Below are 24035 nucleotides of genomic sequence, written 5' to 3'. Positions count from 1 at the left end.
CTTCTGGGTTTCGCCGCACCCGGTACTCTGTCAGGACGTGCCTGGTGCAGCATGAATCACATCTTGGCGTCGGGGTCTTTGTTGCGGCGACATGCCGTGCCGCGAAAAGCCCTTGGAACTCCGGAGTTGCTTTGAGACGAGTCATCATTCCGCCGCCTCGATGATCGGGGTTCCCTGAATGAAACGGCTGATCCCGCTGAACATGACCGACAGGGGAATCGTCGCATCCACGATCTCTGCGGGCACGTCGACCTGGAACTTCTGCTCGACCGCCTTTTTCAAAAGCATCGCGATAAAACTGTCCCCACCCGCTTCCAGAAAGCTGGCGGCAAGATCAAGCGGTTCATCCGCCCGCAGCAAAGACACAAGTTCGGCATGTACGAAATCGGCGATCTCATCGGTTTCGGGTTGCAGGTGTTCGACCTGCGCCAGGGGCACCTCTGCCGCAATCGGCAGGTCGATGACATTTGGCTCCTCTATCCAGAAGCGCTCGGCGGCGAAGGGGTAGGTGCCAAGCCCTGCGTCCGCGGTGACCCCGATGGCGCGCAGCGCATCGAACCGCAGATCGGCACCGGCCTCATAGAGTTGCGCAAACAGGCTCAGCAGATTGTCACGCAAGGCAACGCCATTTTCCAACGTCACCGCACTGTCGTTCCAGTGCAGGGTCACACCGGGCGCATCACCCCGCTGAAGGCGCAGGCGCGGAATGACCCAGCCCAACACACTGTGCAATTGAGAGGCCAAATCCCGTTGATCCGAGTTCGTGATTAGCGCGGGGAAAGCCGCACAGATCCCGTCAATCAGCGTCTGAACCTCTGCGGTGTCCGCGCCAACCGAGAGGCGAATGCGCGACGGCGCGGTACCACTATTCTGGCAACTTGCGGTTTCCAGTTTGTGCGCGATGTCCTGCGCCGATGTGCCGACCACCGCGACGCGGAACGCCAGCGGCGCGCGACCACAGCGCGTGGTGTGCGCGACAGAGCCAAGCCCCTTTTGACCAACCGCGCGCAACCGTTCGGCAGTCTGGCGGGCCTGTTGGGTCAGGGTCTTTGCGTCCCGGGCCGAGGCAACGACCAGTTCCGACACGGACCCGGCCGCTTCGGGAAGTGCGTCGGTGTTTGCTGGCGGCGCTTCGAAAATCGCATGGGCATTGGTGCCGCTCAGGCCGAAGGCTGAAATCGCCGCACAACGCCGGGAATAGGCCTCGGGCCATGGCATGGTCTGGCGCGGCACCTCTATCGGAGCAGCGTTCCAGTCGATTACATCGGACAGGGCACCATCGCTGTGACGCAGCGCTGCGGGAATCACGCCTTTTTGCAACGACAGGACCAGCTTGATGACACCCGCGATGCCGGCGGCAGCCTCCAGATGACCAATGCGTGTCTTGACGTTGCCAAGGGCCAGCGGGGCCACCCGCGCGCCCGCGCCATTGCCAAGCACGGCATCCAGCGCGTTTACCTCAATCGGGTCGCCAAGCGCTGTACCGGTGCCGTGGGCTTCAACATAACCGATGTCGCCCGGTGCAACCTTGGCATCGCGGAGCGCGGCTTCGATAACGTCACGTTGCGCCATGCCGTTTGGAACGGTCAGTCCCGAGGACGCGCCATCGTGGTTGGTGGCCGTGCCGCGCAACACTGCAAGAACGGGATGCCCGGCAACCTGAGCATCCTCAAGCCGCATCAGCGCGATGCACCCGACGCCCTCGCCCCGGCCGTACCCATCCGCCTGCGCGGTAAAGGTCTTTGACCGACCATCGGGCGCTAAGGCACCGGATTGGCAAAGCGACACCATCAAGTCGCCTGAAAAGAGCATGTTCGAGCCACCCACGATGGCATAGCGGCATTCTTCGCGCCGTAGGCTTTGCGCGGCAAGATGCAGCGCCACGAGCGAAGACGAACAGGCGGTGTCGACGCTGATCGCAGGCCCGGAAAATCCCATGACATACGACACACGACCCGCCGCGAAACAATGCCCACCACCGGTACCGTAATAGGGATCGATGCCAGTCTTGTCGCGCTGTCCGGACTGGCGTTCACCATACTCGGACGCCATGATCCCGACAAAGATACCAACCGGAAGACGGTCGCTGCAGCGCACGCCGATACCGGCACGTTCCATCGCTTCCCAGGCGGTTTCCAGCAGCAGGCGCTGCTGGGGATCCATCGCTTCGGCCTCGCGCTTGGACAGTCCGAAGAAGCGGGCGTCGAAGCATTCCACATCCGTCAGAAACCCTGCCTTGTTGACGTAGGACTTGCCGGGTGTGTCACGCTGCGGATCATAAACCGCGCGCAGGCCGGGACGATTGTCGGGGATCTCGGTGATCGCGTCCCGGTCGCTGTTCAGGAAATCCCAGTAACCGTCAGGCGTCGTGATGTCTCCTGGCAGGCGCAGCCCCATGCCGACCACCGCAAGCGGTGCATTGGCCTTGGCTTCGAGCTGTTGAATACGGGCCTTCAGGCGACGGGACAAAGCCAGTTGCTGTTCGACCAGAGGGCGCAGGTCTTGGGCGGTCATGAGGTCTCTCCTTCGATCCAGTTGAGGTCGTCCTGAACCGCGGCGATGAGGTCGCTCATGGCGATGCTGGTCAGGTCGTCGGTTTGGGGTTGGGTGGGCGTTGGTTTGGATTGCTCAACCCGAACGGTGGGACCGGGTTGGGCGATGGCGGGCGCAGGCTCTGCCTTGGGAAAGCAGGTCTCGGCCACGAATTCCGCCAGTTGCGCGACAGTGGGATAGTCCATGGCCACAGTCGCGGGCAGGTCACGGTCCAGCGCGTGGTTGAGTTGAGCACGCAGGTCGATCGCCATGATCGAGTCGAGCCCAAGCTCGACAAGGCCTGCGTTGTGGTCCACCGGATCAGTCTCACCCAGCGCCCCGCCGACCATGTCGGCCAGGGCTTCGCGCAGTCCGTCGACCCGCTCTTCAACGGCTTCGGACTGGGCCATATCTTTCAGCCAGCCTCGTGCCGATTCAGAGGTCCTTGCCTTAAGCGTGGCCACCGGGCCATTCGTGTTCAGCGCCGACAGGAACGCTGCGCGCGGGTGGCTGCCCAATTCGGCACGGTAGCGGGCAAAGTTTGCCGCAACCGCCACCAGACGTCCGCATTGAGCAGAGGCGGCAATGGTCACGAGCTCGGACGCTTCGGCATCGTTTAGCGGACGCACCCCGTACCGTGCCGCGGCCCGCAGCACCACATCGGAGGCGGCCATGCCACCCTTGGCCTCAGGCACCCAAGGCCCCCAGGCCACCGCGCAGGCACGCATGCCACCCACACGCAGGTATTCGGCCAGACCTTCCAGATAGCCGTTCGCGGCGGCATAGCTCACCTGCCCGGCCGATCCCAGCGCACTGGACACCGACGAGAAGAAGACAAGACGCACATCCGGATCGCCCTGCAACGCACGGACCAGAACCTGAGCGCCGCGTGTCTTGGCGTTGAAAACCCGCGCGTACGACTCCCGCGTGATGCTGTCAAAAGCCATGTCTTCATTCGCACCGGCAAGGTGGAACACACTGCCCAGCTGGCCAAAGCTGCGCGCGGCATCAACGGCTGTTGCAACATCGGAGTCGCTGGTCACGTCGCCCTGAACGACCTGTACCGGAACACCGCGCCCTCGAATGCGGTCAATGACCTTTTGTGCGATTGCATCCGGCCCGCGCCGCGCCATCAGGACAATCCCTGCCGCGCCATCGTCGGCCAGCATTTCGGCCACGGACAGACCCAGCGCACCCAGTCCACCGGTGATCAGGGCGGCACCTTGCGGCAGACCCTCGAGCTGAACGGCGGCTGCGGGCAGCAGGCGCGCCACGCGCATCCCGTCATGATCGACCGACAAACGCGTTTCGGAGACCTGCGCCAGAACCGTGTCTGCCAGCACACCGACTGATGCACCCATCCCGACGCTCACGCGCACAAGGCGTCTGTCGCCCTGTTCGGCCTCAAGAGCCGACAGCATGCCCCACAGCGCTCCGCGCAGCGGTCCGGCCTCTGGGCTGCCGTCGACCAGCAGGATGTAAGGCACCGAATGCGGCACCTTGCGCAGCGTTTCGGACAGCAGGCAAACCGCGTGCTCCACATCTTCGGCGGCAACACCGTCTGCCGATGCAAAGCGGGCATCGACGATGCGCACACCATCCGTATCTACCGCGTTCTGCGCCGGAAGCGTGTCGACCTGGGTGGTCACACCACGTGCCGCAAGCGCCGGAACCAGCTCGTTGAGAAGCGGCACACCGTCCGTCAGCAGGCGCATTTCGCGCACGGTGTCGTCCCGCATCATCGCATTTTCCGGCGTCACATAGACCGGTTCGAACGCATGGTCGGGCGCCTTGCGCAGACCACGCTCCAGCACGTCGCGCGGGGCGTGACGCACCCGGAACGTATCGGCTGTGAACACCGGCTGCCCATCCGCATGGAACATGGCCAGATCGGCGGTCTCGACGCGCAAACGGCCATTGGGCAAGGGATCGGCGGTTTTGATCCGTACGTGTCCCCACAGGTCTGCCGCTCCGCGCGGACGCCCCGCAAAGGCCAGACGCCGCGCTGCGAACGGGATGGCAAGCGAGGGCGCTTCCTCGGCCGCGTCATCCACCATGAAGCCCGCGATGCTTTGAAAACAGCTGTCGATCAGGCCCGGGTAGATTTCGTAGGCCGACGGATTTTCGGGCAGGTCCGGTTGAGTGTACCGGATCAGCGCCTCATCGCCGTCAATCCAGACATCGCCGATCCAACGGAAGGACGAGCCCAGCGTGTACCCAAGCGTCCGGAAGTAGCTGTAAAACGCCTGGCCGGTGATGTGACGCTCTGCCCCCGCGATAAAGGCATCGCGATCAAGCTGAGGCGCGCGTGTCGTGCCGTTCGAACTCAGGCGGCACATGGCGTGGGTTTGCCACGTCCCTGCCTCCGGATCGACGAGGCTTTGCACCGTCAGTTGCGGATTGTCGCCCTCTCCGGTGAGGATCTGTGCGTCGTAGCGTTCGCCGTCCAGCAAAACCAACGCACGCGGGCAAACCAGATCCTCGATGGCAATCGGTGTGCCGTCGCGTCCCAGCGCCGACAGGATCGTCGCCAGATGCGAGGCCACAGGGGTCACCACCGTGCCATAGAGCCGGTGATCGCCGAGGTAGGCTGGAAATGCGGGCTCGCGTTCGAACTGGAACACGCGACCCGACAAAGCGGGCGAGCGCAGCTCGTTACCCCAGTGGCGACGGGTTTCCGTGCCCTTCGCAACCGCGGGCACCGGTGGCCGCGCCTCGGTCCAGTACTCTGTCCGGGCAAAGGGATAAAGCGGCCCATCGGCCCGGCGTGCCTGCAAGGCCGCCTGCGCGCTGGCCCAGTCAAGGGTCTGACCGCGATCGTAAAGGTGCCCTGCCGCAGTCAGAAGCATCTTGCGTTCCGGCAGTCCGCGACGCAGCGAGTTGGTCATGCCGCCCTCGGGCATCAGACCCGCCCCACGCATCAGGCTGACCAGTGTCCGGTCCGGCCCGACCTCAAGGAGGATGTCCACACCATCGGCCAGCATCGCCTGCGCACCCTCATGGAACCGCACCGGCGCCAGCACGTGGTCGCACCAGTATTGCGCGTCATAAGTGGTGCTGTCGGCCAAAGTGCCGTGCAGGTTGGCAATGATCGGAATGCGTGCTTCGTGGAAGTCGTAGGTCGACAACTGCTCCATGAACTCGCCGATCATCGGCTGCATCATCCGTGAATGGAACGCATGGCTGACCACCAATGCCCTCGCATCGATACCTTTCTTCTTCAGGCTGGCAGCAAAGGCGTCGATCTGGTCCTGCGGACCTGCCACCACAACAGCCTCTGGCCCGTTGATCGCGGCCACGTCCAGCCCGGTGCCGTCCAGCAAGTCTGTTACCGTGTCAGGGGTGGCGACGACCGCCAGCATTGCGCCTGCCTTCATGCCCTGCATCAGTGTGGCCCGGTGCGCGATCAGCTCCAGACCGCTGCGACGGTCCAGCACACCGGCATGAATGGCAGCAGCCACCTCGCCGACACTGTGGCCCATGACGATTGTGGGGGTCACACCCCAGCTTTCCCAAAGCGCGACCAGCGCCAGTTCCAGCGCAACAAGTGCGGGTTGGGTAAAGCGTGTCTGCGTCAGCAGCGCCTTGTCCGCGCCATAAAACATAACCTGCAACAGGCTCTGGCCCAGGATCGGCTCCAGCGTCCTGTCGCATTCGTCGATGACCGCGCGAAAGACCGGCTCGGTTTCGTAAAGGTCGCGCCCCATGCCGAAATACTGGCTGCCCTGGCCGGAAAAGAGGAAGGCCACGCGCGGGCTGCTCGACGCGGGCTGCCACGCCTTGACCTTTCGCAACGCTGCGGCCAGTTCCGCGCGTGTTTCGCCCAGAACGGCACGGCGGGCGGGAAGATGCGCGCGGCCCGATCCAGCGGTCACCGCAAGACCCGCCAGTTCGGTATCGTCGGCCCGTTCAAGCCGGTCTGCCCAAAGCTCTGCCAGGCGTGGCAGCGCCTCGACCGTGTCGGCCGACACCGGCAGCAGGACGGGCATAATCGCCTCGGACTGCTCTTGCGGCACCGCTGGCGCCTCTTCCAGCACCACATGCGCATTGGTTCCGCTGAAGCCAAAGCCCGACACGCCTGCGATGCGCCGTTCTGCCGTCCATTCGGTCAGCTGGCCGAGCACCGAAACATCCATGTCCGACCAACGGATATGCGGGTTGGGTGGCGTGGCGTTTATGTTACCGGGCAATTGACGATGGCGCATCGCCAGAACCGTTTTGATCACCCCGGCCATGCCGGCTGCGGACTCCGCGTGACCTATGTTGCTTTTGACCGAACCCAGCATCAGCGGGTGATCCTGTGCGCGGCCCGATTTAAGGACCGACCATGCGGCGGCCACTTCGATCGGATCGCCCAGCGACGTGCCGGTCCCGTGCGCCTCAAGATAAGACACCTCGGCCGGTTTGACCTTTGCATCCTCCAGCGCGTCGCGAATGACCATCGCCTGTGCCTTGCCCGACGGCACCGTCAGGCCGGACGAGGCACCGTCGTGCCCGACCGCAGATCCGCGGATCAACGCCAGCACGCGGTCGCCATCAGCCTGCGCGTCCGACAGGCGTTTGAGCACCAGCGCCCCGCAGCCTTCGGCGCGGACAAATCCGTCCGCATCCGCCGAGAAGGTCTTGCACCGGCCCACCGGCGACAGCATATGCGCGCGGCTCACGGCGACGGAGCAATCCGGCGCGGCGATCACGTTGACACCGCCCACCAGGGCCTGACAGGATTCGCCGCTGCGCAACGAGCGCACGGCCTGGTGAATAGCCACGAGTGAAGACGAGCACGCCGTATCCACCGCCATGGCCGGTCCATGGGTGCCCAGCACATAGGCGATGCGCCCCGGCAAGGTGTTCAGCGATGTACCCGTGCCATAATACGCGTCCAGCCCGGCCAGCCCGGCCTTGTCCATGATGCGAGCGTAATCGACGTTTGTCGCCCCCACAAAGACGCCGGTCCTGGTGCCGGCCAGCGCGTGGGCGTCGATGCCCGCGTCTTCCAGCGCGTGCCAGGCCGCTTCCAGCAACAGGCGTTGCTGCGGATCCATGCTTTCGGCCTCGCGGCGTGGCAGATTGAAAAAGTCAGCGTCGAAGGCACGGATATTGGTCAGGAAGCCGCCCTGATCAGAGCTGATCGTGCCGGTGCTGCGCGGGTCTTTGCTGAAGAGCGCCTTGACATCAAAACGGTCATCCGGCACGCGGCCCACCAGATCCTGCCCGGTAGCAAGAATGTTCCAGTAAGCCTCCAGATCGTCTGCGCCGGGAAAGCGCCCGGCCATGCCGATGATGGCGATGGGTTCCGCTTCGGGCTGCATCGCCTCCACGTTGGCGGCCGTAGTGATCGGGGTGGAGGACGCGCTGACCCGAATTTCGGGCACCGCTGTCTGCTCGGCCGGGGCCTGGCGCGCGGGCCGCCCTGCCACCTGCGCACCCAGATGTGCGGCCAGCGCAGCAATCGTCGAATTGTCGAAAATATCCGAGATGTGGACCGGCGATTCGAAGATCGCGGCCAACGCCGCCGCCATGTCGACGGCCATGATCGAATCCAGCCCAAGGTCAAAAAAGCCCTTGTCCTCGCGGATAGCGGCCGGATCGGCGTGACCCAGCGTGTCTGCCAAAACCTCGCGCACCTTCTGCACGATGATGCGGGGCTGTGCCGCCACAGACCGCGTGCTCAGCTCGGTCAAGAAATCGTTGGCGCTGTCGATTGTAGCGGGCATCTCGACGCTGTGATCGCATGTCAGCTCGTCGAACAAGGCCCGCGACCGGTGCGCCGACATTACCTTGACGAAACGATCCGCATCCAGCCCACAGGCCACGATGCTGACCGCGCCATCGGGTAAGGCTGCATTGATGGCCGCGAGGCCCGGCGCGGTTTCTACCGCCTGCACACCCAGACGGGCAAAACCCGCGCGGGAGGCCTCGTCCGCCATGCTGCCGTCCAGCGCCCAAGGGCCATGGGCCACACAAGCCGCTGGTTGACCCAACACCTTGCGTGCGACGGTGACGGCCTCCAGCCCGCCATTGGCGGCACCGTAGGCGCCAAAGCCCTCCGTCCCCCAGACAGCGGTGACGGACGACAGTGTTGTGAAGTAGTCAAGCTCCATGTCGCGGGTGGCGCAATGCAGCCACCACGCGCCAGAATACTTGCCGCGTAGCGCGGCGGCAAAACCTGCGTGATCCAGCCCGTCCAATGCGGCGGGGGCCAGCGCCCCTGCGGCATGAACGATTCCGGCGATCCGCGTGCCCTGTGCGGTCGTGGCCCGCATCAAGTCGATCACCTGGGCGCCGTCGTCGCAATCAATGGCGGCGTAGCGAACGTCGGTCCCTTGTTCGCGCAGCGCGGACAGCGCCTGAGCCGCGGGGACAGACAAGCGGTCCTCGGGCGTACGCCCGATCAGCAGCAAAGCCTTGGCACCGCGTGCCAAAAGGTCACCGGCCACAGCGCGGCCGATCCCGCCCAAACCGCCGGTCACGATATGAATGCCTTCCGGACAAGCTGGCAGAGGCGCCTGCGGCGCACGCTCTTCCACCAGCCGCGCACCGAACACATCGCCGTCGCGAATGGCAACACGGTCTTCGGCACCAGCCCTTGCGACAAAGGCTGCAAGGGCGGCGCAATCCGCCTGCGTTGGGGCGACTGCCACGTCAATCGTGCCGCCCCATGCGTCTGCGCATTCCAGACCCAGAACCGGGGACAGCCCGTTGATCAACGCGTGATGCGACGCCGCTTCGGGCCGCATTTGTGTGCCGCGTGTCGTGGCAAATACGCGAATGCCAGTGAGTTTGGCCGCGTGCACCGCTGCGTTGAGTGTGGCACACAGCGCAGCGCCTGCGACAACCGGGTCACCAACTTCGGGCGCGTCGGGCAGCGCGTCGGCCTTCAGCGCCAGAACAGCGGTTCTGACACCATGGGCAGCGATCTTGGCCCAGACATCCGCCCAGCTTTGATCCTGGCCCGGCAGATCGGCGGTCGCAAGCGCTCGTGCCTGCAATCCCGCGATCAGCGCGGCATCGTCGCCAACCACGGCAAAGCCTGAACCGGCTTTGCCTTCGGTCAGCGCAACAGGCACCCAGCGGGTCGCGAACAAAGGCACTTGGTCGATATCGCTCGGACCCGTGCGATCCAACGCGTCCATCGCCGCAAGCGCCGTCTCGGGAGCGCACAAGGTGCGCGACAATGGATAGCCCGGAACGTCCAGCACCTGTCGGGGCGAAACGTCGGCATCGCGCAAGGCGCTGGCGTCGGCCCCCGTGACCACGCGAGGATCGCTGCGTCCGTCGGAAAGCGCAAGCAAAGCATCACGGGCCGCGTCGGGCGCGTCCGCGCGAATAAAGGCCCCCACGTCATGCCGTGTCCGGCCATGGGTCGCGGTCCAGGCAAACGCCGGATAATCCTTGGCCTTCACGCTTTGCATACGCGCGGCATAAAGCCCGGCCAGTTCGGCCAGCGCGGCGTGGGTACGCGCGCTCAGATAAAAGCCATCAACAGCCGTGATGTCCTGCGGCGGCTGCGTTGTTTCGGCGGCCTTGACAAGCACATGGGCATTGGTCCCGCTCATTCCGAACGAGCTGATGCCGATCACGCGCGGCCCATCGGAAAAGGGTTCAACCCGCGTGGGAAAGGCCACTTTGGCACCGGCCAGATCGATGCGCGGGTTGAGCGTGCTGAAATGCGCAATGGGGGGCACGAACCCATGGCGCAAACAGGCCACTGCCTTGAGGATGCCCGCGATCCCGGCGGCGGATTCTAGGTGGCCAAGGTTTGCCTTCGTCGCACCAATATGCAGGCAACGGCCGTTGTTGCGGCGCGCGACCGCCTCGACGATGGCCTCCATTTCAACCGGATCGCCCAGTGATGTCCCCGTGCCGTGCGCCTCGATCATGGCAAGATCCGCAGCCGTCAGCCCGGCGTCCGCAAGCGCCGATTGCAGCAGCGAAATCTGGGACAGAACGTTGGGCGCGGTAAAGCCAGAGCTGCGTCCGTCCTGGTTCAGCGTCGACCCCGCGATCACCGCATGAATGCGATCGTTGTCACGCAACGCCGCATCCAGCGGTTTGAGGAGGATGACGCCAGCGCCTTCGCCACGGGTAAACCCGTTTGCGCTTGCGTCGAACGCCTTGCAAAGACCATCGGGGGACAGCGACCGGGTCTCTTGTACAAGCTTGGTCGAACGCGGCGACAGCACGAGGTTCACCCCCCCGGCCAGCGCCATGTCACATTCGCCACGCCGGATCGACTGCATCGCCTGATGCACCGCGACCAGCGATGACGAGCAGGCGGTGTCGACCGCGACGGCCTGACCGGTCAGACCCAGCGTGTAGGACACCCGGCCCGCCGCGAAGCAATGGCCGTTTCCGGTGGCCCAGACCGCATCCTTGTCTTCGCCTTGCCAGTCACGGTAATCCTGTCCGGTGATCCCGACAAAAACCCCGACCTGCGTGCCTTCGGTGGCCTCGGGGGGGATACCCGCGTCCTCGAACGCGCGCAGCGATACTTCCAGCAGCAACCGGTGTTGCGGGTCTAGAGCGCGGGCTTCACGCGGCGAGATGCCGAAATGCTCGGCATCAAAGGCCAAAACCTCATCAAGATAGCCGCCCCGCGTGGGCAGACCCTTCCACTCTTCGGCGAACGGTGCCTTGCGGCGTGCGCTCATCTGGTCCACTTTGCAAGCACCAGAGGCGACGTTTTCCCACAATTGATCCAACGTCTGGATGTCACCGGGCAGGCGCATGCCCGCGCCGATGATCGCGATGGGCTTTTGCCCGGTCTGAGCATCCACCTGTGCCTTGAGTTTTTTGATCGTGTCGAGCGCACGGGACAAGGGTGTCGATGCGGCTTTGGGTTCGGTCATGGCTATGGTCCTTTTGAGCGCGTAGGCATCTGGGTGAGTGTGTTGGAGGGCCGCCGTCAGGCCGCCTCTACGAAGACCCGGTCGACAAGCACCGGCGCGATGGCCTTGGTGTTGCCATAGGTCCACAACAGGGTGGGCGAGAGCTTGAGGCCAAAGGCGGTCTCAAGGCGGTTGCGTAGTTCCAGCCCCATCAGGCTGTCCAGCCCAAGCGCCTTGAAGGGCGTTTCGCGACCGATGGCAGCGGGGTCGAGACGCAGGACGCGACCTGCTAGTTCGCGCACCTTTTCTTCGGCCATGCTTTCGCGGGTCTCGGCGTCGGCACTTTCCAGTTCGTTGCGGAACGCTTGTCCGCCAGCCGACGCCTTGGCGTTGCCACGCGAGGCTTCGCGCAGAACGCTCCAGCTCGGCAGAGCCGCTGTATCCGGGTAAGCGTCGAACCACAAACGCAGGTCGATGGGCACGAAACCAGCCACGGTATCACCGTTTTGCAAGAAGCGGGACAGCGCCAGCCAGCCATCCTCGGCGCTGAAGTTACCCATGCCGCGTTCGTCTAGACGATCACCGCGCTTTGCATCAGCAGCCGCAAGGCCGATGTCGGCAAAGGGCCCCCACTGCACGCTGAGCGCGGGCTTGCCACGGGCGCGCCGGGATTCTGCCAGTGCATCAAGCGCCGCGTTGCCCGCCGCATATGCCCCCTGACCGGCATTGCCGAACAAGGCTGCCGCGGACGAGAACAACACAAACAGATCGAGCGGATCGTCCTTTGTCAGCGCATCCAGCGCCAGCGCCCCGTCGATCTTGGGTGCCAGAACACGCGCCAGCTGATCTTCGGCCATGTTGTCAATCAGCGCGTCGTCCAACAGTCCTGCGGCATGGATCACACCACGCAAGGCCGGCATGGTGCTGCGAACCTCGGCCAGAGTGGCGGCCAGCGCTTCGCGATCCGACACATCAACCGCAAAGCTGCGGATGTTGATCCCCTGCGCCACCAGAGCATCCATACGCGCCTGAGCGTCGGGTTTCGGTACGGAGCGTCCCAGCAGGACAAGCCCGCCTGCGCCAAGTTGCGCCATGTGTTCGGCCAGGGACAGACCAAGCGCGCCCAGACCGCCGGTAACGAGGTAAGTACCGTCGCTCCTCAAATGCCCATCAGCAAACGGCGTGGGTGCAATGGTCGTCACGCTGGACGGATTGATAAGAACAAACTTACCTACATGCTTGCCCTTGCCCATTGTGCGGAACGCCTCGCCCGCAGCCGCGAAGCTGTAGGGCAGGATCGGCAGCGTTGTCAGATCACCGGCGTTCACCGCGTCCCACACATCGCCTAGCAGCCGGCCGAAACGGTCCGCGCGGTTTTCCATCAGACCGGCAATATCGACGGACGCGATGGACAGGCGATTTCGGAAGGCAGACAGGCTGATCGAGCGCCCGCTGTAGATGTCCTTTTTGCCGACCTCGATGAAACGTCCATCTGTGGCGAGCGCCTCCAGACCCAGTGGAATGGCCATGCCCGTCAGCGAGTTGAGGATCACATCGACGCCATGGCCCTGCGTTGCCTTGCGGACACCATCGGCCCAAGACAGATCGCGCGAGTTAAACACGTGCTCGATGCCCATGCCGCGCAGCATCTCGCGTTTCTCCTCGCTGCCCGCAGTGGCGATGACCGTGGCCCCAAGATGGCGCGCCACCTGGATCGCGGCCAGACCAAGCCCACCCGCAGCGGAGTGGATCAGCACCGTCTCGCCCTTTTCGAGACCAGCCAAATCGACCAGACCGTACCATGCGGTGGTCATCACCAGCGGCAGGGCCGCCGCATCCGCATCGCTCATATCGTCGGGAATCGCCCGTACATGGTCCGCCGGGACGGAGGTATGGGATGCGAATGCGCCAAAGCCGCAACCGACAACCCGTTCGCCGACATTCACTCCCGATACACCTTCGCCCACCGCAACAACACGGCCCGCGAACTCGCCACCCAGACGCGCGCTACGCGCATCCAGACCGGGATAGGTGCCCATGGCCTTCATCACGTCGATGAAGTTAAGCGCGGCGGCCGAGATTTCGACCTCGACCTCCCCTTTGTCCGGGGCCTGACGTTTCAGCGGGCGATATTCCAGCCCGTCGTAGAAACCTGGCGTGCCCGACACCAGACGGAAAGGCTGCGCTGGTGTCTGCCAATCCGTGACAGTTGCCGGGGCATCGGAGTCACCGCGCATCAGTCGGCCCACCAGACGCGTGTCCGCGCCCAGAACCACCTGGTCGTCACCGGACCACGCGTGCAGTTCTGCGGCCACCTCGGCCCAATCGAGCCCGGGTGCGGCGTCAACGATCATCGGCTCAAGTTCCGGATGCTCACGTCGCAGAACCCGCACGAACCCCCAGAAAAGGGCGGCTCCCGGATCGGCGACTTCTCCGTAAAGCTGGGCCTGCGCCCCGCTGGTGATCACCGCCAGCCGGGGCAAGTTCCCGATCGCCGCGCAATCACGCACCAGTTGAGCCAGTACCATAACGGCGGTCTTTTGAGCAGCCATCCCTGCGGCCGCATCCGGCGCGACAAACGCCACCGCCGTGTGGCCGTCGGCAGGCGTTTGGCCTTGTGTGACCTTGGCCCCCAAAGCGGTCAGAGCATCGACAAGCGCCTTGAACGGCGACATGCCCGCGATCAACCAGTTGCCCGCCACTTTCGGCGCGTCGCGACGGTCAGCAGGGATAAAGTCCAGCCGGTGGATGCGCTCGTCGGTGTCGGCGCCGCTGTCCAAAATTAAAACCTCAAGTTGCAGTCCGAGGATCGCCGCCAGGGGCAGTCCCTCAGCAGTGAAGAGTTCCAGATCGAACCGGCCTTCGCCGCTGCGGGTGGCGTGAACGGTGATCTCCGTCACCGGTGCCTCGGGGTCAATGAACAGGCGGAATTCGTCGACAGAGACCGGAAGAACCGTTGCATCACTTTGGGCAAGCGCCAAAGTGACCTGCAACGCGCTGTCCAGAAGTGCGGGGTGCAAGCCGTGCGCCCTCGCGCTTGCGATGCAGGGCTTGGGCAGCGAAATGTGTCCGAGCGCCGCGTTTTCCGCCACGCTCAGGCTGGTGATGCCACGGAACGCATCACCATAAATCAGGCCCCGTGCCGTGCAGGCATCATAGAACGCATCCGCCGAGAGCTCCTGACCAAAGCCCTGCGTCTCGGGGCATATCGGTGCCGCCACGGGGGGCAGCGACTGCTCGACAATTGCCCTTGCATGCGTAACCCATTCGGTCGTGCCCTCAGGCAAAGAGGTCAGCGCCACGTCACCGCCATCCGACAGGGTGTCGCGCAGTATCAGCGCAGCACGACGCGGGTCTTCGCCCAATGTCAGGTCAACCAGCAACTGCACCTGGCGCAGCCTGCGCGGCAGCGCGCCGAACCGTTCTCGTCCGGCGGCAAGCATCACGGCAATCATACCCGCGCCGGGAAAGACCGTCGCTTCGTGCACTTTGTGATCAGACAGCCAGGGGTTGTCGGCCACGGCGAGATCCAGATGGCCTTCCCATGTGTCGCACTCGGCCGGGGACGGCGTCAGCGCCAGTTCCAGACCTCTGCGCGCCGATCCCTTTGGCCGCGCCTTGGCGGCCCAGAACGATTGGCGTTGCCACGGATAGGGCGGCAGCTTGACCAGCGCGCCGTGCGGACGCAGGCCCACGGGCAGCAGGCCCGAGACATAGGCCCGCGCGCTCATGCTCAGCATGTCGACCATCGTGTCCTTGTGGCGCTTCATGCTCGACAGGATGCGGGCGGGTTCGTCCTTGAGGGCTGCAATCTGCTGCAAAGACGGAGCTAGAGCGGTGTGCGGACTGACCTCGATCACGTGGGTCACGCCGTCATCCATCAGCGCGGACATCGCGTCGTAGAACAGAACCGGCTCACGCAGGTTGCGCACCCAGTAGGTCGGATCGAGGGTCGCGCCGTCCTTAACCTCCAGGTCCACCGTCGAATAGAACATCACCTCGCTGGATTGCGGCGCGATGCCCACAAGAGCCTCGCGCAACTCCTCCTTGAATTCGTCCATGTGGTGGCTGTGCGAGGCATAATCCACCTTGACCAGACGGTTGAACACCTCGTCCGCATCCAGAAGCGTCGTCAGCGTGTCGAGGGCGTCGGTGTCGCCGGACAGAACGCAGGAGCTTGGCCCGTTATTGACCGCGATCGAAATGCTGTCCTCAAACCCTTCAAGCTGGGCACGGGCCTCTTCCAGGCTCATGTCGACGGACAACATGCCACCCTTGCCCGCCTTGCGGCGGATGATCTGAGAGCGCAGCCCCACGATGCGCGCGGCGTCGTCCAGCGACAGGATTCCCGCAACTGTCGCTGCCGAGACTTCGCCCTGACTGTGCCCCACCACGACATCGGGCTGGATGCCCTGCGCCCGCCAGACAGCGGCCAGCGCAACTTTCATCGCCCAAAGCGCCGGTTGCACCTGATCAACGCGATCCATCCAGTCGGTGCCAAGGTCACCGCGGATCAAGGCGTCGAGATCCCAGTCAACATAGCGGCTCAGCGCCTCAGAGCAGGCCGCTATGGTTTCCGCAAAAACCGCGCTTTGCTTGATGAGCTGTGCGCCCATTCCGGCCCATTGCGAGCCCTGGCCGGGGAAGACAAAGGCGACACGGCCTTTCGTCCGCGCATTTTGCGGCTCGGCGTGGTCTTCGCTCAGGCTGGCAAGGTCGCGGCCTTCGGCTACGGCGCTCAGCGCCTCTGCCAAGTCCGCGCGGGTAGTTCCGACCAGCCCGACACGCTCGGAAAAATGCGCGCGATGGTGGCCCAACGTTGCAATGATGTCGTCAAGACGGTTGGCATTATCCGACACAATCGGCAAAAGATCAGCGGCGCGAGCGCGCAGACGTTCGGGGTTTTGCGCCGACAAAGGCAGGAAAAAGGGCGTGCTGTCGACTTCGGCTGCGCGTGAAGCGGGAGACACCGCCTCGGGTGCCGGGGCCAGAACGGCATGAGCGTTGGTGCCGCCCCAGCCGAACGAGTTCACGCCAACAAGGAAGTCACTGCCTTCGGGCAGCGGCATGGGCGCGCGCACGACCTCAAGGCCAAGCCCGTCAAAGTCAATGGACGGGTTCAGCGTTTCTGAATGCAGGCTTGCGGGGATCTCGCGGTGGCGGATCGCCAGCACGGCCTTGGCCAGACCGGCCAGACCAGCCGTCGCTTCAAGATGGCCAATGTTGGTCTTGACAGATCCAACGGGCAGCGGCCCCTTGGCCGGGTCGCGGCGCGAGGCCAGCGACCGACCGATGGCCGAGCTTTCGATCGGGTCGCCAACCTTGGTCCCGGTGCCATGCGCCTCGACATAGGCCAGTTTGTTCGGGTCCAGACCGGACTGGCCATAGATCGATTGCAGCAGGTCTTCCTGCCCAGCCTGACTGGGGGTGACAAGGCTGTCGCCGCCACCATCGTTGTTGACGCCGGTCCCGGCGATTACGGCATGGATCCGGTCTCCATCGGCCTGCGCCTGATCAAGCCGTTTGAGGTAGAGTGCGATGACGCCTTCACCGCGCACAAAGCCGTCGGCATCGTCGGAAAACGCGCTGCAACGGCCCTTGGGCGACAGGCCACCAAACCGTGTCAGGCCGACCGATACATCAGGCGCAAGAATGAGGTTCACGCCGCCGACAAAGGCCGCGTCGATTTCGTTTGTCGCCAATGCGCGGGCCGCGAGGTGCAACGCGACCATGGCCGACGAACATCCGGTCTCGACCGTCAGGCTCGGCCCCTTCAGACCGTAAAAATAGGACAGTCGGGCCGCGATCACGTCCAGCGCGTTGCCCACGGCGGTGTGTTGCGACGCGTTCAGCCCGCGATCCTTGCGCAGAATCTCGTAGTCATGCCAGGACGCACCGACGTAAACTCCCGTGCGGCTGCCGCGCAGGGTATCGGGGCGAATGCCCGCGTCTTCCAAGGCGGTCCAGCTGGCTTCCAGCATCAGGCGCTGCTGCGGATCAATGTCTTCGGCCTCGCGCGGGGAAATGCCAAAGAAACCGGGGTCAAACCGATCGACACCGTCGATAAAGCCGCCGACGGCCTGCACGTGTTTTTCCGGATCAAGTTGTTGGCTGGCGTCCCAGCGGTCAGCAGGAACGGGACCAATGGCAAAGCCGCGATCTTTGAGCAGCGACCAGAGGCCGTCCATATCGGCAGCGCCGGGGAAACGGCCGGCGATACCGACCAGGGCGAGAGCGGTGTTCTGAGGAGCGAGGTACGTCATGACAGACCCTATTTTCAAAGCGTGTGGAACAGAGACGGCTGCACGGAAAAGCGCAGACGCAGGACGGATTGGAGAAGCCGGCTGGCAAGCGTGTGCCCGCTGTGCCGCAAAAGCATGGCAAGGATGATCAGGCGCACGGTGCGCAGGTTGTTGGGTGCACCGTGAACGTCGTCAAAGCTGTGCAATCTGAGGTTGGGCGCTTGTGGTGCGACCTCTCGCCATTCGGCGGCGGGAATAATGTCGTCCCGCTCTGCGGCGATGTACAAAACCGGCGTCTGCAATCGGTGCAGCTCGTCGGGCTGCATGGATAACGGAGGCAAGTGTTCGGGCAGATCCGGCACGGCCAGTCCCATCGCATGGGCAAGCGCGACCCGCGTGATCAGCGGGATTTCATCGCTGTTGCACTGTGCAGCCCGTTCAAAGAACGCCCGGATCGGCGCGCCTATGGTGATAATCTGCCGAATGCGCGGATCGTCATTGGCGTGCAGCATCGCAAGATGCCCACCAAAGCTGGGCGCGATGACCATCGTCTGGCGCACGTCACAGACATCTGAAACGCTGTCCATGATCGCGCCGTAGATGCGCGCTGCTGACCGGCTGTAGGGCAACGTATTGCACCCCACCCCTGGGAAATCGGCGATGACAACCGCGCATCCCAGCTTGTGCCCGAGGTTCAGAAACGCCCCCCATTGCTCTTTGAGCGAGACGATGCCGCCCATCAGAATCAGCAGCCCCGCCTTGGGGCTGCGCGCGGCGCGAAAGAGGACCGACACCTGATGCCCGTCAATCTCGACGAGGCGGCGTTCACCTTGGCCGATACGCTCAATGTGTTCGCCGAACACCTGTGCGGCGGAGCGTTGGGCGTTCACCTTGGCCGGGCTGTCCGAGACGGGGAACCGCGCAAGGTTGAACAGGTTCGCAGCCTCGGCAGGTTTGCCCGAGGAACTGGCGGCCAGCGCCTCGCCTGAAAAGACCGATACCCACGCGGACGGGCCTTCACCTTCGAGCGTGGTGATCCGGTCCAGCAGCCCCGGAATGCGCCGTTCGTCGAACCCCATGTGTTTGGCATGAAGCTCGACAAATCCGCGTGCCTCGGACAGCGCCCGATCCGCCTGATCGAAGTTAGGCAGCGTTGACATTGACCGCGTCCTCGAACGCCGCCGAAGCGGGTTTCACGGGCTGTGGCGAGGGGGTGACGCTCGTCACCGGAGTGCTGATCGGGATCAGACGTTCCAGCAGCGACACGTATTCCTCCGAACTGCGCAGCCCGTGCGGCGCGTTCAGAGTCCGGTTCAGCACTTTGTACTTGACCGGCGAATTATGCAGGAACCGCATCTTCAGACGGCGCAGGAACGTACCAAACCGTGTATGCTGGGCGAGATTAGCTTCTTGCATCCGCTGGAAACTGGTGATCATCGCCTTGTGCTTTCGGCGTTCCGCCATCACGGCACGCATCGCGGCGGCCGGAACGGTTTCGGTGCCTTCGGTGATCGCGTGATAGATCACCGGCGCAAAGCAGATCGCATCCTGAATGGCGAGATTAACCCCTTGCCCCAAGATTGGCGTGACCGTGTGCGAACTGTCACCTATCAGCAGCAGGCCATCGCGGGCCCACTCGTCCAGCTCGGCGGTGAAGATATCGAGCAACGAGACATCGTTCCACGAGGTGACGTGTTCGCGCACCAGATCCGCCAGACGGGGATCAAGCGCCGCGATGCCGTCGTGAAACGCTTCGATCCCCTTCTGACGCTGGTCGCCAAAGCCGCCCTTGGGCACGTTGTAGCCAACGCGCAGCAGATCCGGCCATGTGGGCAGGATCACAAGATGACGGTCGCTGCTGACCACAAGCTGCGAGGTCTGCTGCCAATTGTCCGGGCGTGGCAGTTTGAACCACAAAAAATCGCGAGGCATCGGCGTCACCTTGGCCTCAAGGCCGGACAGCTTTCGCACGCGCGAAAACCGCCCGTCGCATCCCACTGTCAGACGGGCGCGCACCTCGTAGGCCTCTCCGCCCGCCCGGCGCAGCACCGCACCCTTTACGACATCGCCTTCTTCTATGAGCGACAAGAACTGCGTGCCGGGCAGGAATTTGAAATCCGTAGCACTGCGCGCCGCATCAATCGCCACGCCAAGCAATTGCGGCTGCGGCATGTCGATCGGCAACTGTCCGATGGGAAAGCGCCTATAATCGGCAGACAAAAGCTCTTTGCCATCTTCGCGAAACGCGATCCCTTCCAGCGGCAGGTAACCCGATTCTCGCAGCCGCTCTCCGTATCCCAGATCTTTCATGATCTTGACGGACAGCGCCGAAACGGTCTCGCCCCGGAACGAGCGTTCTGCGGAGGTCGCGCGTTCAACAAGGGTCACGCGAATGCCCTGCCGCGCCAATACGTCCGCCAGAATCGCACCAGCAGGGCCAGCGCCGATTACAAGGACGTCCGTGTCATAAAGTTCAGTCATCTCAGCTATCCCAAGTCTCGAGTTTCAGTTTGATTTCAGTCAGCAGATCCGCCGCGAGCGCGCCGTCTAGAACGCGGTGATCAAAGGCCAGTGACAGTGTGAATTGCGGCGCAACGACGATGTCGCCGTCTCGCACGACCGGGGTGGCGGCGATGCGCCCCATGCCCAGTCCAATGGGTGTTGCGATCATCGGCAGGATCGAGCGCACGTCCCTGTGGCCCACCGATGTCACGGAAAAGGTTCCCTGGAACCGGGCGCGGCGTTCCGGCTTGCCCAGCAGCAGATTGTAGATCAGGCGCACCGCCCAAAGCGGTATCCGGCGCAGTTCCCAAAGCGGTGCAAACGGTCCGTCGGCGTCAATCGGGGCGGTCTTGTAGTGGTCAATCTGCGACTGGATCACCGCGACAGACGCCTTGTCCGGTGCGCCGATGGTGCCCGCCGCCACGCAGCGTGTCCCGTCGAAATCCTTGTCGAACAGCACCTTTGCCGTGACGTCCGACAGAGTCACAACGCGTGGAAGCAGCCCGTCACGCAGCGTGCTGCGCGCTTGGGGATACTGGGCCAGCACATCAGCCGCAGCCTTGACCACGTAGGACACGTAACTGATCTCAGCGTTAGAGCGCGCCCGGGCGTCCCGCAACGCGGTGGCATCCACATCCGCCGTCAGGAAGACATGAGCCGTGCCGCGTGCGTCGCGCAGAAACGCATAGGTATGCGCGCGCTCGGCCGGGAAGGATGCCACCAGCGCGGTCACGATGCCACCGCGACCGGCTGGACCTCAAGCGCGGCAAGATCGCCAAGCGACTTACAGGCCATGTAGGCGTTGTAATCCAGCTTGCCGCCGGTCTCGCGCTCCAGAAACACCAGCAGGCGCAGGGCGTTCACGGAATCCCAGCCGTCGATCTCTTCGAAAAGCGTCTCGGGTGTCAGGGTCGTTTCGTCGAGGTCAAGCAAATCTGCCAGCGCCTCTGCCACGGTGATTTGCGATACGGTCATTGGTTTCACTCCTGTTCTGTCGCGTTGATCCAGTCGGGCACGACGAGGATGTCGCCGAGGTCATGGCGCCAGCCATCGCCCGCGGGCACAAAGCCCATGTCTTTGAAGAAGGTGGCGCAGCGCCCGTTCTTCGGGCTGGGCACGTAGCGGCCCGTCACGTGGGTCCGTCCGCGATGCAGCGCATCGGTCAGCACCATCGACATGACGGTCTCTTCCACACCACGCGAAAACGCGCGGCAGCTTAGTACCGCGTTTTCGATGTTCGTACTGCCATCGCGCTGGTCAACCAGCGTGATGGCGGCAATCAGCCCGCTGTCGCCAAAGCGATCCGACAGCCGCGCACCATAGGTCCGGCGGGTGCCGTCCTGCAACGCGATTTCGGAATAGCGCACATGTGTCAGGTTGAACTGATTGGTCTTGCCGAAAAGCTGCGTGATGCGCGTGACGTTCAGAACGCCAAGAGGTTCGACAACGATGCGCGTGTCGAGCGTGCGCAGATAATCCTCCAGGCTGACGCCCACTGCGGCCTCTGCCCTGTCAGCCTGTGCGCGGTAGAGCTCTGTACGCTGACGATCCTCGTCGGTCAGACGGATCAGGTTGAAGGCCCCGCAGGTCGCCAGCTCGCTGGCATAGGCCGACGGATCCTCCTCCAACTCGACCGTCAACACCTCGGGGCAAAACTCGCGCATGGCACCGCGTTCGACGGGGTGGTCATCCATGAAGACAAAGGCATCTGTCCCGATGTTCAGAGTCTTGGCCTGCGCCTTGAGGTTCTGTGCCTTCGGTTCCCAGTTGGCGGAGATCATCGACAGATCGTCGCCGGTCAGCACCATTTCAGGGTGGTTCTTCAGCGCACCGCGCGCCACGTCATCGTCATTCTTGGAACAAATGGTCAGAATGACGCCCTGCGCCGCATAGGACCGAGCCAGGGTCTGCAATTCGTGGTGTGGCGTGCCGGGCCACATGCGGCCAAGGGCCAGCGCGCCCACTCCCGCATCGCCCACGACGCCGCCCCAAAGGGTGTTGTCCAGATCAAGCGCCAGCGCCTTGCGCACCATTCCCAGATCCGCGCGCGCAAGGCGCGTGATCTCCTCGGCGTATGCCGTCAGAAACTCTGGCGCAAAAGCATGTCCCGCCGCCTGGCGCATCCTGTCAGGTGCGTGGCAGATACCCGCGGTTTCCGACAGGATCGCCGCATCCAGAACCGAAACGCCCTCAACACGCTCGGAAAGTTCCAGAATATCGGCATTCATCCGCGCCCAGGCCGCCGACAGGCGTGCCTTGCCGGCGTAGTCCAGCAAATGCCCGGCCCGGCGCCGCGACAGCGGCACGGTGCTTAGCACAACGCGTCCACCGGCAAGTTGCTGACACCGCTGCGCCCAATCGGCCAGCTCTTCGGCGAACCGTTTGCAGCGCGTATCCAGTGCATCTACGTCATGCGGTGTCAAAACACCGTCAAAGACGGCCTCTTCGTCCAGCAGGCACAGCGTCAGGTGCGGCTGAAACGCCGCGAGGTTCGGCGCACCGGTCATGATCTCCATGTGCCACTGGTTGAAATCGGTGGTCAGCGTGCGCGGCAGAATGCCCTCGCGGATCAGCGTCGCGCGCAGCAGGTTCGGCACCATGTCCAGTGTGGAGCTGCCCAGCACGGCAATGCGCTGTTCCCGAAAACCGGGGACACTGGCAAGCTGTTCTGGCAGGCCCTTCGCTGCCAGCAAGCCGCCGGCCGCATCCAGATCAACCGGGCTGGTCATCTCGGCCAGCAGGGCCCGCAGGGCATCGGCGGTCTCGCCAAACCCCTCGCGGCGCAGTTGCCGCAGGCGGGCAAGGCGACTGAGCGGGCGCGCGTTGGTGGTGTCGATGGATTGAAAGTCACTCATGGAGCTGTCTCCTGCTCAACCGTGGCTCAAAGCCATGCCGGCCATGATCCATTTCGAGGATTCCACGTTCGCCACGAAGGCCCGCCTCGGCAGGGTCTGGTCCTCTTTGGCCAGTCGCTCGGACAAACGGTTCATCTGGATAAAGGGCAGCGCGTTGCCGTTGTTGCCGGTCTCAGACACGCACGAGACCGCCTGATCCTCGACCACGTTCAGGCCCACGCGCAGCTTTTCGGTCATCACCCCGTTCAGCTGCGGCAGCAGAACATAATCAACCTCGCCACGCGGCCAGCCCTGTTCGGTTTCCAGCTCGCTCAGGATGGCTTCGGCGATCTCAGGAACATGGCGCTCGATAGCCTTGTAATCCTCGTGACCCATGGCCTCGCCCTCTTCGGCTCCCTCGGCCCCGAACCACTTGACGATCTGGGCTGGCTTGCGGCCCTTTCCGATGCCCCGCAGGAATAGGTGTTCCACACGGAACCCCTCGCCTTCCGCGCCTGCCTCGACCGCCGCCGCCCCTGCACCGTCGCCGAACATGGCGAAGTTCACCATTTCGGCAGGCTTCATCGCCTTAGCGTCGCGCTTGGACGGCCACATTTTGATGCAGGTGTCAGCACCGATCACGAGCCCGCGGTTCAGACCGCTGGACAGGAGCGCTCGCGCCGCGAAAAGCCCTTGCAGCGCACCAGCACAGCCCGAAGTGATCTGCAGCGCGGGCACGCCATTGATGCCCAGCCGGTCCGCCACGATATTGACCGTAGCAGGCATGAGGTGATCCGGAGACGCTGTCGTCAGGATCAGGAATTCCACCTCTTCCGGGGTCCAGCCTGCCTTGTCCAGCGCGCGCTGACCGGCTTCCGTGGCCAGATCACCGGTCGAACACGGCACGTCGGGCGCGCTGTCATGACTGCAAAAAAACCTCTGCCGGTTCCCGGTCATCTGATCGAGCCATTGCTCGTGCAGTCCGAATTTCTCAGCCAGATCACCGTTCGTAATCGGGATACCCGGGAGAACCTCGCTGAGAGCCAGAATACGCATGTGCCACCTTTCGTCTTTGTGTTTCGTTGACTCCGATAAGG

General features: G+C 63.9%; 9 protein-coding genes. All 9 read right to left on the bottom strand.

The genetic code is table 11. The annotated features are described in order from the left end of the window. Window positions 1-144: 144 nt before the first annotated feature. Genes FEV53_RS12615 through FEV53_RS12575 form a run of 9 tightly spaced genes read right to left on the bottom strand, consistent with a single transcriptional unit; the run spans window position 145 to window position 23994 of the window. Window positions 145-2514 carry a beta-ketoacyl synthase N-terminal-like domain-containing protein gene (locus tag FEV53_RS12615; RefSeq protein WP_142835187.1) on the bottom strand — a complete coding sequence of 790 codons (2370 nt, stop codon included), beginning with the start codon at window positions 2512-2514 and terminating at the stop codon, window positions 145-147. Continuing rightward, window positions 2511-11381 carry a type I polyketide synthase gene (locus tag FEV53_RS12610; RefSeq protein WP_142835186.1) on the bottom strand — a complete coding sequence of 2957 codons (8871 nt, stop codon included), beginning with the start codon at window positions 11379-11381 and terminating at the stop codon, window positions 2511-2513. Before FEV53_RS12610 ends, FEV53_RS12615 begins: the two co-directional genes overlap by 4 nt. Window positions 11382-11437: 56 nt before the next feature. After that, complete coding sequence (locus FEV53_RS12605) at window positions 11438-17623, bottom strand: type I polyketide synthase (RefSeq protein WP_142835185.1); 6186 nt, start codon at window positions 17621-17623, stop codon at window positions 11438-11440. Window positions 17624-17637: 14 nt separating this feature from the next. Beyond that, window positions 17638-18762, bottom strand: a complete 1125-nt coding sequence (locus tag FEV53_RS12600) for an alpha/beta fold hydrolase (protein ID WP_142835184.1) — start codon at window positions 18760-18762, stop codon at window positions 17638-17640. Further along, the gene (locus FEV53_RS12595) at window positions 18746-20083 is read right to left on the bottom strand and encodes an FAD-dependent monooxygenase (RefSeq protein ID WP_142835183.1); all 1338 of its coding nucleotides are present in this window, start codon (window positions 20081-20083) and stop codon (window positions 18746-18748) included. Before FEV53_RS12595 ends, FEV53_RS12600 begins: the two co-directional genes overlap by 17 nt. A 1-nt stretch (window position 20084) precedes the next feature. Further along, window positions 20085-20837 carry a 2-oxo acid dehydrogenase subunit E2 gene (locus FEV53_RS12590; protein ID WP_142835182.1) on the bottom strand — a complete coding sequence of 251 codons (753 nt, stop codon included), beginning with the start codon at window positions 20835-20837 and terminating at the stop codon, window positions 20085-20087. After that, a complete protein-coding gene (locus tag FEV53_RS12585) occupies window positions 20834-21079 on the bottom strand; it encodes an acyl carrier protein (protein ID WP_142835181.1) in 246 nt (81 codons plus the stop codon). Before FEV53_RS12585 ends, FEV53_RS12590 begins: the two co-directional genes overlap by 4 nt. 5 nt (window positions 21080-21084) lie before the next feature. After that, a complete protein-coding gene (locus tag FEV53_RS12580; RefSeq protein ID WP_142835180.1) occupies window positions 21085-22959 on the bottom strand; it encodes an HAD-IIIC family phosphatase in 1875 nt (624 codons plus the stop codon). A 15-nt stretch (window positions 22960-22974) separates the two neighbouring features. Further along, the gene (locus tag FEV53_RS12575) at window positions 22975-23994 is read right to left on the bottom strand and encodes a 3-oxoacyl-ACP synthase III family protein (protein WP_142835179.1); all 1020 of its coding nucleotides are present in this window, start codon (window positions 23992-23994) and stop codon (window positions 22975-22977) included. Window positions 23995-24035: the final 41 nt, after the last annotated feature.

This window comes from Palleronia caenipelagi (assembly GCF_007004065.1).
Lineage (GTDB): Bacteria > Pseudomonadota > Alphaproteobacteria > Rhodobacterales > Rhodobacteraceae > Palleronia > Palleronia caenipelagi.
This window is presented reverse-complemented; position numbering and strand designations above follow the sequence as displayed.

Coding starts and splice junctions, on each gene's coding strand:
- FEV53_RS12600 (WP_142835184.1), bottom strand. CDS start 18,762: ATGTCAACGCTGCCTAACTTCGATCAGGCGGATCGGGCGCTGTCCGAG.
- FEV53_RS12610 (WP_142835186.1), bottom strand. CDS start 11,381: ATGACCGAACCCAAAGCCGCATCGACACCCTTGTCCCGTGCGCTCGAC.
- FEV53_RS12580 (WP_142835180.1), bottom strand. CDS start 22,959: ATGAGTGACTTTCAATCCATCGACACCACCAACGCGCGCCCGCTCAGT.
- FEV53_RS12605 (WP_142835185.1), bottom strand. CDS start 17,623: ATGACGTACCTCGCTCCTCAGAACACCGCTCTCGCCCTGGTCGGTATC.
- FEV53_RS12585 (WP_142835181.1), bottom strand. CDS start 21,079: ATGACCGTATCGCAAATCACCGTGGCAGAGGCGCTGGCAGATTTGCTT.
- FEV53_RS12615 (WP_142835187.1), bottom strand. CDS start 2,514: ATGACCGCCCAAGACCTGCGCCCTCTGGTCGAACAGCAACTGGCTTTG.
- FEV53_RS12595 (WP_142835183.1), bottom strand. CDS start 20,083: ATGACTGAACTTTATGACACGGACGTCCTTGTAATCGGCGCTGGCCCT.
- FEV53_RS12575 (WP_142835179.1), bottom strand. CDS start 23,994: ATGCGTATTCTGGCTCTCAGCGAGGTTCTCCCGGGTATCCCGATTACG.